Origin of the sequence: Dyella lipolytica (genome assembly GCF_030160075.1) — a bacterium.
GTDB classification, from domain to species: Bacteria; Pseudomonadota; Gammaproteobacteria; order Xanthomonadales; family Rhodanobacteraceae; genus Dyella_B; species Dyella_B lipolytica.
Map to the genome: position 1 here is coordinate 641,995 of NZ_BSNQ01000009.1, position 13,941 is coordinate 655,935.

The window sequence follows — 13,941 nt, forward strand, 5'->3', positions numbered from 1 at the left end:
TGCCCGGCGGCCTTCTTTGTTACTCCCATTACCGATGCCTTCCTTGGCACCGGTGTATCGTCAATGGGAATTACCAGTCGAACTTCACGCTGAAGTCCATGTAGCGCGGCGCTTCCGTCGACTGCGCGGTGTGGTAGACCGGGTTGTAAATATACGTGCCCGAGTTGTTTCCTCCGGCTCCGCCGCCGTTACCAATGGCGTATTGGGTGTAGTAAAGCGTCGCTTTCTGCTCGTTGAGCAGGTTATGCACTTCCCACTGCAAGGTGAGGTGCTTCTTCGCCCATTCCGGCGTGTACGTCAAACTCAGGTTGATCTGGCGAGTCCACGGTGTACGGCCACTGGAGCCACCGGGAGATCCCTCGCCGCCAAAACCCACGCCCGTCGCCGAAATAGAACTCGGCACACCACCGCAGTAGTGCTGATAGGGGCCGTTATACGCATCCGCAAAAATGGTGGAGCCAAAACCGCTCAGGCAGATGTTCGGCGCACCCGACTGAATGATCGCGGTGGCGCTGACCATCCATTCCGGCGTAATGGTATACGCGCCAAACGCCTTGAAGGTGTGGCGATGGTCATTGGCCTGATCACCATTGGCGTATTGCATGAGGTCAGGGAAATCCCACTGCGCCGTGGTCGAACCGGAGAAAGAGCCAGTCCTCTGGTTCGTGATCTGCCCAATAGCGGTGTCGGTCGGACCTTCGGTGCTACCGTACGACTTGGAGAACAGGTAATCGACCTTGGCGTACCACTTGCCGTCCCAGCTGTGTTCCAAATAGTTTTCCAGGGCGTAGTACTTGCGCGACGGCTTCGGGAACCCAATGAAAGGTTGACCCGCCGTGTAAACCCCTTCACCCGTGTTCGGATTCCAGACCACCTGACCGCCGGGCGCATTGGCGCACGGGATGTAGTTGGTCTTGCCAGGGTTGACCAGACCAGCAGCGCAGTACGGGCTGTTGAGGTCGGTGTCATCGACGATATTGCCGAACTTCTCCCAGGTCGCCTGCGCACCCCATACCAAACCGGTATCGCCGAGCTGCTTCTGCATGCCCAGCACGTATTCGTCCTGATACGACGGCTTGAGGTTGCTCGAGGCGTAGTCGTGGACATTGCCCCTGACGCCATTCTCACCATCCGACGAGAAGAACCCTGGCGTTGTCACACCCGGAGCCAATACCGTGGGAACCACGGTCAGCCCGGTCGGAACACCATTCGAGGCGATACCTGTGTAGGTATAGACGATTTGTCCGTTGATGGAAGCTAGCGCACTGTTACGTGTGGCCAGACCCGCCGGCAACGCCAAGTAGTAACGCCCTGCGTTACCGAAGACCTTAAACGTACTGTCGCCAAACACATCCCAGCTGGCGCCGATGCGCGGCGCCCATTGCGGGCTGGTTTCCTTCAGGTAGGACTGACCGAGGGCGGTGTTTTCGAACTGATCGTTGCGCAGACCAAGGTCAAGCAACAGGTTGGGCATGACCTGCCAGCGATCTTCCACATACTGTGCCTTCTGGTTAACGCCCATCGAGGCGTCCTGATGCACCAGGTTTTGGACAACATAATTGCCGTAACCAGGGCTACCGATAAATGGCGCATTGGAGAAGGTAGACGGAGTGCCCAATACATAGCTATACGAACTGCCATTGATGATATCGGAACCGTCGTTGTCGTCTCGGTACTGAAGGTTGTCGATACCGAACTTCAGGTCGTGGCTGTCGGTGACCTTCCAATCAATGTCGACGCGCAGGTTGGTGCTCTTGGTGGTGTGGTCCGGATTGGTCTGGGATAGATCAATCAGGTTCGGGACGGTAACACCCGCCGGTATAACTACGCCGGGACCAAAAGTCACTGGAGACTGATTGCCGCCAGCCAGACTGGTGAAGTAGTCGCCCCACATCGCGCCGTATTGCACTTCGAGCGTGAGATTGTCGGTGATGTACGAGGTGTACTTCAGGATACCGATCTTGTAGGTATCTTTGGTCAAGATGCCTGGACCGTAAAAGTTGGCGACTTTCTGGTTCGTGTAGTCGTAGTTATAGAAGTTGTTGGTGGTCTCGTTGCTCTGGCTTTGGACGCCCGTCAACTCCAACACGTTGCTGTCGTTGATGTTCCAGTCCAACTTGCCGTACAGCTTGGGGCTGCTGGTACCCGTCGATTGCCAGTAACCCTGCGGCGACGTGACGCCAAAAGCCGGCAAGCCGCCCTGGCTGCTGTCGTGCTGCCATTCGGCAGTGACGAAGAAGAACAGTTTGTCCTTGATCAGCGGGCCGCTGAGGTAGGCGTCATACACGTTCGACCAGTCGCTGTTCTGCTTTCTGCCGGTTTCGATCTTGCCGTAACCGGGAGCATAGGCCGTGGTGCCTTGGGTGGAGGCCAGATATGGAACACCGGCGTTGTTCACTGCACCCACCGGCGTCAGCGGATTGTTGTAATGAATGTTGTCGTAGCTGCTTTCGGCCCAGGACGGACGGTAAGACACATACACGCCGGCATGCCACTCGTTGCTACCGCGCGCGCCAATTTGGCTGATCACGCCACCGGTCGAACGGCCGTATTCGGGGCCATAACCGGAGGTGATGGTCTGCTGCTCGGCAATGGCCCAGTACGGCAGCGCAACACCACCCGCGCCACCGATCGGATCGGTGGTATTGAAACCGTTGAGGTAATAAGCGTTTTCCACGACGCTGTTGCCGCCAAAAGAAAGCAACGGCGTACCGGTCGGACCCGTGCCGAGACTGGAGCCACCCTGGTTTACACCGGGGGCCAGCAGCGCAATGGCTTCAGCACTGTGAGCCAACGGCAAAGTCTTCAACTGCTGCGCAGTGATCACCGAGGTCTGGCGGGTGGAGGACACGTCGATCGCCGGCACCGAGTTGGCCGTAACCGTGACGGTGGAGAGGTTTTGCGCGTTCTTCTCCGAGGCAGCAGCAGCGGCAAACGGCACGTTCGTGCCGCCAGACACGCTTACCTGCACATGGTTCTGCGTAGCCACCACGCTGCCGTTCTGCACCAGCGACACGGTGTAGTCGCCCACCGGCAACTGGTTGGCGCCGTAGCGGCCATCGCTGCCGACTGCTACTTCGCGGGTCAGGCCAGTCTGGCTGTTGACGATACGAACCGTCTCACCAGCCGATACCGGCGCGGTACCAAACACGGAACCGGTCGTGGACTGTGCAAGCACCTGTCCGGAAAAGCCAAAGCCCATGGCGACTGCCACGGCCAACGCAGTGTGACGCACCGGCATCCGCTTGGATGCAGGCGCAAACTTTTTAGTACTCATGTAGTAAAACTCCCCAGCGGCAAGTATTTCCAAAAGAGATAAAAAACTGCCGACGCTACCCTTACCCAGTTTGGCGCTTACGACCAAACCAGGTGGCCGACGGCTTTTATCTTCCCCATCCCCTACAAATTGCCTAGACAGCCAAACATTGACTTAACACGTGTTTAGCAATTTGTTCCCATGAACATAAGGGTCCAAATAACAAAAAGTCAACGGCAATAACTTGCGATCCTATAGCAAAAAAATACGACGTAAGAAAATGCCTGTAACCCCTTACAAGCGGTCGGAAATATCCCCGCGTATGCGTCAGGCTCACCAGGATCCTGCGTCAGGGAATGAAACCCTTCAGTCCCCAAATTCATCTTCGAAGCGCAGATGCTTCACGCTGCGCCCGTTACGTCGGACCAGCTTCAGGGCTTCGATGCCGATGCGGATATGCGCATCCACAAACGCTGCCGTAACACTGCGGTCGCTGAGTTCGGTCTTCACGCCCTCGGGGATCATCGGCTGGTCGGAGACAAGCAGCAGGGCGCCACAGGGAATGCCGTTGGCGAAACCGGCCGCGAAGATCGTGGCGGTTTCCATGTCCACCGCCATGCAGCGGGTGCGGCGCAGGTATTCCTTGAAGGTATCGTCGTGCTCCCACACGCGGCGGTTGGTGGTGTAGACCGTGCCGGTCCAGTAGTCATGCCCCATGTCGCGGATCATGGTGGAGACGCCGCGCTGCAATTGGAACGCGGGCAGTGCCGGCACTTCGGGCGGAAGGTAGTCGTTGCTCGTGCCTTCGCCGCGAATAGCGGCGATCGGTAGCACGAGGTCACCGAGTTTGTTCTTCTTTTTCACACCGCCGCACTTACCCAGAAACAATGTGGCACTGGGTCGTATGGCGCCCAATAGATCCATGACGGTAGCGGCGTTGGGACTGCCCATGCCGAAGTTGATTATCGTGATGCCGTCGGCCGTCGCGTTGGGCATGGGCCGATCACGGCCCTGCACTTCCACACCATGCCATTCCGCGAACAGATCGACGTAATGGCCGAAATTGGTAAGCAGGATATGCGGGCCGAACTGCTCAAGCGGAATGCCGGTATAGCGCGGCAACCAGTTGGTGACGATCTCGTGTTTGGTCTTCATAAGAGCTCTTGCGTTAAGCACAGCAAACCTTCGCTGTGAATGACCGGCACCGCCACAGCGGCACGATGCCAAAACCTAAGATGCGTCCATCTTAGAGCCTGTTCGCGATACGCAGCATGGCTCCTATGCAACACGTCGCAAAGCCATTGAACCTTGGCGCAGTGCGACAATCACATAGCGTAACCGCGTGCTATGTTCGGCGCGCACGATTGAAGTGAGGGATGGGCACTATGCGAATGGGTTTGGCTATCGATGCCTCCTGCGATCTGCCGCAGGAATTTCTGCAGCAGCACGACATCGCCGTCATGCCTATTGCGGTACGCGTCGACAACTCCTCTTTCAAAGACAACCGCGACCCTGCCGAAGTGCAGCGCTTCCTAAGCCTGAAACTGGGCAGCCGCAGTCACTCCGCCGAGACCGAGCCCTGCTCGGTGGAAGACGTGCAAAAGCTGTTCCTGGAAAAGCTGGTGCTGGAAAAGGACTGCGTGTTCTGCCTCACGATCACCGCCACGCGCAGCCCCATCTACGACCATGTGGTCAAGGCCAGCTTCGGAGTGCTCAAGCATTACCGGCAAGTGCGCGAACCGGCCGGCATCACTGGCCCGTTCCTGATGCGCGTGATGGATACGCGCAGTTTATTTGCCGGCTCCGCGCCCTGCGTAGTCGAAGCCGTGCGCCTGATGCAGGCCAACGAAACGCCTGCGGCGATTCGCGAACGGCTCGCCTATATCGCCGAGAACTCCTACGGCTACATGCTGCCGCGCGACCTTTACTACTTGCGCGCGCGCGCCAAGAAAAAGGGTGACCGCAGCGTCGGCCTTTTCAGTGCCGTGCTGGGCTCCACCCTCGATATCAAACCGCTGCTGCGCGGCTACCGCGGCGACACCACGCCGGTGGGCAAGGTGCGCGGTTGGGAGCACGGTTGCGAAACGCTGTTCAACTACGCTGCCGATCGTGTGCGTGCAGGTCTGCTGGTACCGGTTATGTGCACGGCCTATGGCGGTGATCTTTCCGAGCTGCCGACATTGCCGGGCTACGCCAAGCTGGCCGAAGCCTGCCAGGAATGTGGCGTCACCTTGATGCAGGCGCCGATGAGTATCACCGGCATGGTCAACGTCGGCGAAGGCGCGGTCACCGTCGGTTTCGCGGCCGAAGAACATACCGTCGAGTTTTGAGCGGGCACACCGCGGGTGACGTCAGAACCCGTAGTTGATAAAGCCGCCGTCCACGGCCAATACCTGGCCAGTGATGTAGCTGGCAGCTGGTAGACATAAGAAAGCAATGGCCGCGGCTACTTCTTCCGGCTCGCCGATGCGCCGCAGCGGCGTGCGGTCGAGTACCTCGTCGAGATAATCGGCATCCGCCAACGCCGGTTCGGAGCGCTGAGTGCGGATGTACCACGGCGCCACCGCATTCACGCGGATACCGTCGATCGCCCACTCGGCGGCAAGGTTGCGGGTGAGCTGATGCAAAGCAGCCTTGGTCATGCCGTAAGGCGAGCCGGTGCGCACGTGCGTCATACCGGACACCGAGCCCACATTCACGATAGCCGCATTCGGATGTTGAACCAGTTGCGGGTGCGCAAGCCGGCACATTTCGTAGGCTGAAAACAGATTCTGCTCGAAGATGTCGCGATATTCGTCCGTGCTGTAATCGAGCGTGGCCATCGGCTGATTCCCGCCGGCGTTGTTGACCAGGATTGACAACGGCATGCCCAGGTCGGCAATCCAGTCGAACACCGCAAGGCGCTCTTCCGCTTCACTGACGTCGGCAGCAAAGGCCAACACATCGATGCCGGGATAATCGTCCGTCAATTCCACGCAGACTTGCTCGAGATAATCCTCGTCGCGTGCCACCAGCAACAGGTTGGCACCCAGTCCGGCGAGCTCGCGCGCCGCAGCATAGCCGATGCCTTTGCTGGCGCCGGTGATCAAAGCGGTGTGGCCTTGTAGCTGCCAGGCATCGATGCGGCTGTTCATGCGCGCAGCTTACACGAACGACTTGTCTGGAGGGCAGCGCGGCGTGACACTGCATGTTGCCGCCGCGAGAAGCCACCACCATGAAAACCATCCCAGCACTGCTCTGCCTTTTTGCCCTTGCCGCCTGCAGCAACAAACCACCCGCGCCGGAGTCGGACCCCAAGGCCGCCACCGCGCAGCCGGCCGCACCGTGGGATGCGATGAAGCAAGATGAGCAGCGCGCCAAGGACGTGCAAAAGATAGTCGATAAGCAAGCTGCCGATCAGAACAAGCAGATCGAGCAGCAGACGCAGTGACTGCTTGTGTTTGGACGTCTGTACGTCTCATGTGCTGCGCGCCGAAGATCGCCGCGCGGCCCGGTCAATGTGGCGAACAGAAGCAGTACGAATACACGTTCGGCCTGCCGGCTTGCGCCGTACGCAGCATCTGCAATTCCGGTGCAAGCATCGGCAACTGCGCAACCCAGCTAGGCAGCTTCACACCGTAGTTCTGCATGGTCGAGACCATGACATTCTGGTTGAGGCTGACAATGAAGCGCTCGAAGGCGCCCAAGGGTTGTTCCTGGTAGCGCACGGAATAATCCTTGCCCAGCCGCGCCAGGTCGGCCGCCTGCGCAACGGCGGCATCGAGTCCGCCGAGCTGGTCGACCAACCCGCGCTGGTGCGCCTGATCGCCAGTCCACACGCGGCCCTGCGCAATAGCATCGATGGCGGCGTAATCCTTGCCGCGCGCCTGCGCCACGCCGCCCACGAAATCGTGGTAACCCTTGTTGATGATCGACTGAATCACCGTACCGACCTTGGGATCGAGCGGACGGCTGATATCGAACGCGCCCGCCAGCGGCGTAGTACCGACACCGTCGCTGCTGATGCCGAGTTTGCTCAACGCATTGGGCACCGTGTAGTACATGCCGAAGATGCCGATCGAACCGGTGATGGTGTTGGGTTCGGCGTAAATCTTGTCGGCATTCATCGAGATCCAGTAGCCGCCGCTAGCTGCCACGTCACCCATCGACACCACTACCGGGATGCCCGCTTCTCGCGTCTGCGCCACTTCACGCCGGATTTCTTCGGCCGCATACACTTCGCCGCCCGGCGAATTCACGCGCAACACCAGCGCCTTGGTACGTTTGTCTTCGCGCGCACTGCGGATCAACGCGGCAGTGGATTCACCGCCGATCGAACCCGCCGGCTGCTCCCCCGCAGAAATCTCACCTTCTGCCACCACTACCGTGACGCCGGAACCACTCAGCTTGTTGCGGCTGGGCACGTTGGCGACATAACGATCCATGCCGACCCCGCGGAAACCGTGCCCGTCCTTGCCAGCGGGAACGCCTTGCGAACGCAGCATCTCGATGAGTTGCTCGCGCGTGGCCAGGCCATCGATCAGATGCTCATCCAGCGCAAGCTTGGCGAGATCGCCCTGTGTCGTCGCGATGCGGTCCGGCAGATCGTCGATATCGGCACGCAGCACGGCGGGATCGAGCTTGCGAAGTTTAGCCACATCGTTGATGTAGCTATCCCACAAACCACCCATCCAGTAACTGTCGGCCTCTTTGGATTCCGGCGAGGCATGGTTGAGGATGAACGGTTCGGCCGCGCTTTTGAACTGGCCCACTCGGAACAGATGGACGTCAACGCCCAATTTGTCGAGCAGGTCTTTGTAGAACAAACGGTAGTCGGACAGGCCCGTAATAAGCACGCCGCCCTTTGGATCGAGCAGGATGCGATCGGCATGCGCTGCCAGGTAGTACTGGTATTGATCCAGACTCGATGCCCACACCATGACCGGTTTACCGGCGGTACGAAAACGATCCAGTGCTGCGCCGACTTCGCTCAATGCGGCAAATCCGCCACTCTGCAATTGAGCCGGATCGAGCACGATGCGCGTGATGCGCGAATCCTTGGCCGCCGCATCGATGGCACCGGTCAGGTCGCGCAGCTGCACTTCTTTCGGTTCGTTGCCGGAGAGTTTGGACAACGCGCGCTGCATCGGGTTGATGCTGTATTGCTCGACTAGCCGCCCTTCCGGCCGCAGCACCAGCACGCTGCTGTCCTGGATGTCATTAAGGTGACTGGCCGCTCCGACACCCAGCATCAGCAACAGCAGCAGGAACAAGAAGCCGAAGAACACCACGTTGATGATGACCAGCCTGACGACATTGATCCCGCGCCCGAATACGCGCAGGACTGCCCAGAATCCGTTCGACTGCGGCGACTGGCGCATGGGCGGTGGTGTCGGCATAGATCTACGCGCTCCTCGTGATTACCCGCCAGCGTAACCTTTCAGGCGCCGCCGGTCATGAGGATATGGTGGCATCCACGGTTGTCGGCGCAACAGGGCCAAACGTCCCGGGTTGGTGTCGGTGAGAGCTCCGCCAGAAACGCACGAACAACAGCAAAGCGGCCATGCTCAATCCGGCGATCAATCCCATCCAGATGCCGCGTGGCCCCAGTCCGATATGGAAGGCCAGCCACCAGCCCACCGGCATACCGATCAACCAATAGGCGAACAAAGTGATCGCCATCGGCACGCGGGTGTCCTTCAGACCGCGCAAGGCGCCGTTGGACGCCACTTGTATGCCGTCGGAAAACTGAAACAACCCGGCCAGCAGAAGCAGTTGGGCCGCCAGTGCGATCACAGTTTCGTCATGGGTATAGAGCGACGCGATGGCGCGCGGAAAACCGAGCATCAGGCCGGCCGATACCATCTGAGTCAGCAGCGTTAGACCGATGCCGCAAAACCCCGCATAACGCACGCCCGCCGCATCGCCACGACCCACCGCGTTGCCGACCCGCACGGTGATCGCCATCGCCAAACCGAGCGGAATCATGAAGAACAGCGATGCTACATTGAGCGCCACCTGGTGGCTGGCAACCGCGTCCTCGCCCATCTTGCCGATCAGCAAGGCCGCAGCGACAAACAGGCCTGCTTCGGCCAGCAAGGTAATCGCCATTGGCAAGCCGACATGCACCAGCATGCCGATACGCCGGAGTTGCGGCCATTCAAAGTGATCGAACATACCAAGGCCGCGGTAGTTGCGATGGCAGATCACATAGATCCCGAACGCCAGCATCTCCAGCCACAGGGCGATGGCCGTGGCGATGCCGCAACCGCGTGCTCCCTGCGGCGGCAGGCCGAGTTTGCCGAACATGAAAACGTAGCCAAGCGGCACCAACAGCACCAGGCCGCCAAAGGCGAAATACATCGACGGCCGGGTCAGCGAAAGACCTTCGGACAGACCGCGCAACGCGAAATAGCAGGTCAACGCGGGCGCGCCCCAGCTGATCGCGCGCAGAAATTCGCCGACGTCGATATACAGACCGGGCGACACGCCGATGATGCGGATCAGCGGCTCGGCATGCCGCACCGCAAACCACAGCAGTACGCCCATACCCAGCGCCAACCACAGGGCCTGACGGAATACCGCGCCCACCTCGTGCCTGCGCCCGGCCCCATCGAGCTGCGATATCGACGGCGGCACCGACATCATCATGCCGATGCCACTGACGATCGCCAGCGACCACACACTGGCACCCACCGCTACCGCACCCAGGACATGCGCGCTGACGTGACCGGCCAGCACGGCATCGATCACATTGCTGCCGACGGCGGCAAGCTGGGCCAAAATGAGCGGCAGGGCGAGGCGCACCGTGGTGCCGATCTCCCGCGACGCTCTGGCACGGTCGAGATGGGGAAATGTCATGGGTAAACGTACTCCGCGGCTGCCAATTGTACCCGAGCCATCGCAGCCGGGCTGTGCGAAGATCGCGCGCTGGATCGCAGAGGAATCGGCATGAAGGAACTGACCTCGTTCGAAGGCGTGCATTGCGCCAACTGCAGTACACCGCTGGAGGGTGAGTATTGCCATCATTGCGGGCAGTCCGTACATAGCGTGCTGCGACCGGTGCATGGGTTGTTCGAGGAGTTCTTCGAAACCTTTCTGCATATCGACGGGCGCATCCTGCACACCTTGCCGCCGCTGCTGCTCAAGCCCGGTTTTCTCACCCTGGAATATTTCAGCGGCCGGCGCGTGCGTTACATCGCACCGTTCCGGCTGATGTTCGTGCTGTGCCTGATGTCGTTCTTCGTGATGCACCTCGCCGCCAACGTCATCGCCCACCGCATTGAGCAGAAGCATGCGCACGTGGTGCTGCTCGACAACGGCAACGATTTTGCACAGGCGCAGACACCCAAGCAGGTCAACGATCTGCTGGAGCGCAAGCTCAGCGGACTCGATGCTGCGCGCCAGCTAGGTAATCCAAATGTCGTGACACAGGTGGATAACGCCGAGCGCAAGCTCCGAGAGCAGGCGAATGATCGCCTGACCCAACTGGGGGCCGCACCAGCTAACGCTTCCACCGCACCCGGCAAGCCAAGTGGCCTGGCGCAAAACGATGATTCCGATATGGATATGCCAGTGCCGCAGGTGCAGATCAGCTGGCTGCCGGATATCGCCAAACAGCGCCTGACCGAACTTTTCCAGGGGATTCGCGACAACATCCAAACCTACAGACACGGCAGTCCCACCGCCCGCCAAGAAGCCGAGCAACGCATGATCACGGGCGTGTTCGGGGCGCTGCCCGGAACCATGCTGGTGTTGATCCCAGTGTTCGCCCTGCTGCTCGCCCTCGTCTACCTCTTCAAGCGGCGGCTTTACATGGAGCACCTCATCGTGGCCCTGCACAGCCACGCCTTCCTGTTCCTGAGTCTGCTGCTGATCTTCCTAGCCGGTATGTTGTCGACTTGGCTCAAGCCCCATGCGGCCTGGGTCGGCTATGCCATGGGGGTCATCCAGGCGCCCCTGATGATCTGGATACCGACTTATTTGCTGATCATGCAGAAGCGGATCTACCGGCAGGGCTGGGTGATGACCCTCGTAAAATTCTTTTTTATTGCCTGGTGTTATTGCTGGCTATTGGGGTACGCCCTGCTCATTGCCGCCGTGCTCGGCATGGCTCATTGATTGTCACATCTGGGGGCGTAAAAGGCCGGTTTTACACAGCGTCAAGGGATTGACATACGCAGGTGTCAAGTCGGCGGGTGGAGCTGCAACACTACGGAAGCAATCTTTCAAAACATTGATATACATGACTATTTTTAGCTGGTCAAAAGTTGAACAGCGTGTCACGAGCGCCGTTCTGACGGGCAATAAGGCACACTCTCCCCGGCGCATCCACAGACTTATCCACAACTCTTGTGGATAAGGGAAAAACCGTGTGTCGATGAGCCACTTAGCTCCTGTTCCTAGATGACAGAACAGCAATCGCTGCCAAGCATCCAGCGCAACATCCTTCGCGGGTTTTTGTCGGGGTCGATAACCGCTCGCGATACACTCGAACCGGTATCGGGTCACAGAGCCTGTCCTCATCGCCATGTCATCCGTTCTTCGCGTCGCACTCCCGGTACCTCTTCCCACACTGTTCGACTATCTGCCGCCCACCACCGGTGAGGCCAAGGCCGGTAGCCGGGTGCTGGTGCCCTTCGGACGCAGCAAGGCCGTGGGTGTGGTGGTCGAAACCGACGTACCGACGAATGTGGGCAGCACGCGGCTCAAGCGCGCGCTGCGCGTGCTGGATGAGACGCCGTTGCTCGACGCCGAACTGATGCAGACATTGGCCTGGGCCGCCGACTACTGGCTCGGTGCACCGGGCGAGGCGTATGCAAACGCCCTGCCGCTGCTATTGCGCGAAGACAAACCCTTGCCGGAAACCGGCGAACCGATCTGGCAGCTAACCACCGCCGGTCGCAGTGCGCTGGATGCCGGCAGTCGGCGCGGCGGCAGTCGCGCACTGTTGCAAGCGTTATCGACCCGTCCTTTGTCGGCGGCCGAACTGGACGCCTTGATCACCGATTGGCGAGCCGCAGCGCGCCGATTGATCGAGGCCGGCCTGATCGAACGCGGCGAACAAACGCCCTCGCCCGCATCCGCCCCGTCGTTTACGGCGCCCGTGCTGCACACTGAGCAGAAAGCGGCGGTCGACGCCGTGACTGAGTCATTCGGCCGCTTTCAACCGTTCCTGCTCGACGGCATCACTGGCAGCGGCAAAACCGAGGTATACCTTGCGCTGATCGAACGAACCCTGGCCCAGGGCAAACAGTCACTGTTGCTGGTACCGGAGATTGGCCTGGCACCGCAAACAGTGCGTCGTCTGCGCGAACGACTTGGCGTGCCCATCGAAGTGCTGCATTCCAACCTCGCCGAAGGCGAACGCGCTCGTGCGTGGCTGCGCATGCGCTCGGGTGAAGCAAAGGTCGTGCTGGGAACGCGCTCCGCCGTATTCACACCGCTGCCACACGCGGGTCTGATCATCGTCGACGAAGAACACGATGGCTCCTACAAACAGCAGGAAGGCTTTCGCTATCACGCCCGCGACCTGGCGCTGGTGCGTGCACGTGCCTTGAATGTGCCCGTGCTGCTCGGTTCGGCTACACCATCGCTGGAAAGTCTGGCCAATGTCGAGGCGGGTCGTTATCACGCTTTGCATTTGCGCTCGCGCCCAAGCGCCGCGCATCCGCCGCAGGTGCAGATCGTGGACATGCGCGCCCAGCGGCTGGAGCATGGCCTTTCGCCGGCGCTATTGCATGTCGTCGGCGAAACAGTGGCGCGTGGCGAGCAGGTACTGGTGTTCCGTAACCGCCGCGGCTATGCGCCTGTTCTGTTTTGTCACGGCTGCGGCTGGCACGCCGAATGTCCACGCTGCGAGCATCCGCTGACGCTGCATGCTGCTTGGTGGCGGTTGGTGTGTCACCACTGCGATCAACAGTCGCCCGTGCCGCCTACTTGCCCGGTTTGCGGCAGTACCGAGCTGAAGCCGCAGGGTCAAGGTACCGAACGACTGGAGGAAGCGCTTACCGCTCATTTCCCGCAGATTCCGGTACTGCGCATCGACCGCGAAACCACCCGACGCCGCGATGCCTTCGAACAGTTGCTCGACAACTTGCAGACCGATGCACCGGCGATCCTGGTCGGAACGCAGATGTTGGCGAAGGGCCACGATTTGCCAAACCTGACCTTGGTCGCCATCGTCGGCGTGGACGAGGGATTGCTCAGCGTGGATTTCCGTGCCGGCGAACGACTCGCACAATTGGTCGTGCAAGTGGCCGGACGCGCGGGACGTGCGCGCAAACCGGGGCGCGTACTGTTGCAGACACATCATCCCGATCATCCGCTGCTGCGAGGTTTGCTTGCGCAAGGTTATGCCGCAGCCGCCAAGGAACTACTGGCCGAACGCCGACAAACGGGATTACCGCCTTATGGCCATCAGGTGCTGCTGCGCTGCGAAGCGCATCAGCGCGCGACCGTAGATGCTTTCCTGAGCGAAGCGCGCGCCGCGCTTCCGGATACCGACACCTTGCAGATCGCCGGTCCGATGCCTGCACCGATGCCGCTGCGTGCTGGCCGTCAGCGCGGACAGCTTCTGATCGAATCCACGACACGCCGTCATCTGCACGCCGCCACGCGTCCGTGGTCGACACAGCTCGCGCAACTACCTAGCGCACGCAAAGTGCGCTGGTCGCTGGACGTCGATCCGATCGATCTCTATTGAG

9 protein-coding genes are annotated in these 13,941 nt (G+C 60.2%); 4 read left to right on the forward strand and 5 right to left on the reverse strand.

The features are described from left to right. Positions 1-70: 70 nt before the first annotated feature. Positions 71-3,277: a TonB-dependent receptor gene (locus QQL64_RS16000; protein WP_284401448.1), complete on the reverse strand. Its 3,207-nt coding sequence runs from the start codon at positions 3,275-3,277 to the stop codon at positions 71-73. 345 nt (positions 3,278-3,622) lie between these two features. Then, positions 3,623-4,411 (reverse strand): AMP nucleosidase, encoded by a 789-nt coding sequence (locus QQL64_RS16005; protein ID WP_284401449.1) that lies wholly within the window; start codon positions 4,409-4,411, stop codon positions 3,623-3,625. A 230-nt stretch (positions 4,412-4,641) separates the two neighbouring features. Here QQL64_RS16005 and QQL64_RS16010 point away from each other — a divergent pair, with 230 nt between their 5' ends. Next, positions 4,642-5,586, forward strand: coding sequence for a DegV family protein (locus tag QQL64_RS16010; RefSeq protein ID WP_284401451.1), 945 nt, complete (start codon positions 4,642-4,644; stop codon positions 5,584-5,586). A gap of 21 nt (positions 5,587-5,607) precedes the next feature. Here the strand turns inward: QQL64_RS16010 and QQL64_RS16015 are convergent, their stop codons facing one another. Next, a complete protein-coding gene (locus tag QQL64_RS16015; protein ID WP_284401453.1) occupies positions 5,608-6,390 on the reverse strand; it encodes an SDR family oxidoreductase in 783 nt (260 codons plus the stop codon). Between the two features lie 80 nt (positions 6,391-6,470). Between QQL64_RS16015 and QQL64_RS16020 the strand changes: the two genes are divergently transcribed. Further along, positions 6,471-6,686 (forward strand): hypothetical protein, encoded by a 216-nt coding sequence (locus tag QQL64_RS16020; RefSeq protein ID WP_284401455.1) that lies wholly within the window; start codon positions 6,471-6,473, stop codon positions 6,684-6,686. A gap of 64 nt (positions 6,687-6,750) precedes the next feature. Here the strand turns inward: QQL64_RS16020 and sppA are convergent, their stop codons facing one another. Both sppA and QQL64_RS16030 read right to left on the reverse strand, forming a co-directional pair. Next, positions 6,751-8,634 carry a signal peptide peptidase SppA gene (sppA, locus tag QQL64_RS16025; RefSeq protein WP_284401456.1) on the reverse strand — a complete coding sequence of 628 codons (1,884 nt, stop codon included), beginning with the start codon at positions 8,632-8,634 and terminating at the stop codon, positions 6,751-6,753. Between the two features lie 55 nt (positions 8,635-8,689). Further along, positions 8,690-10,096 carry an MATE family efflux transporter gene (locus QQL64_RS16030; RefSeq protein WP_284401457.1) on the reverse strand — a complete coding sequence of 469 codons (1,407 nt, stop codon included), beginning with the start codon at positions 10,094-10,096 and terminating at the stop codon, positions 8,690-8,692. A 90-nt stretch (positions 10,097-10,186) separates the two neighbouring features. Between QQL64_RS16030 and QQL64_RS16035 the strand changes: the two genes are divergently transcribed. Together QQL64_RS16035 and QQL64_RS16040 are read left to right on the forward strand one after the other, a co-directional pair. Then, positions 10,187-11,356, forward strand: coding sequence for a DUF3667 domain-containing protein (locus QQL64_RS16035; protein ID WP_284401458.1), 1,170 nt, complete (start codon positions 10,187-10,189; stop codon positions 11,354-11,356). Between the two features lie 409 nt (positions 11,357-11,765). Next, positions 11,766-13,940, forward strand: a complete 2,175-nt coding sequence (locus tag QQL64_RS16040; protein WP_284401460.1) for a primosomal protein N' — start codon at positions 11,766-11,768, stop codon at positions 13,938-13,940. The last annotated feature ends 1 nt before the right edge of the window (position 13,941 follow it).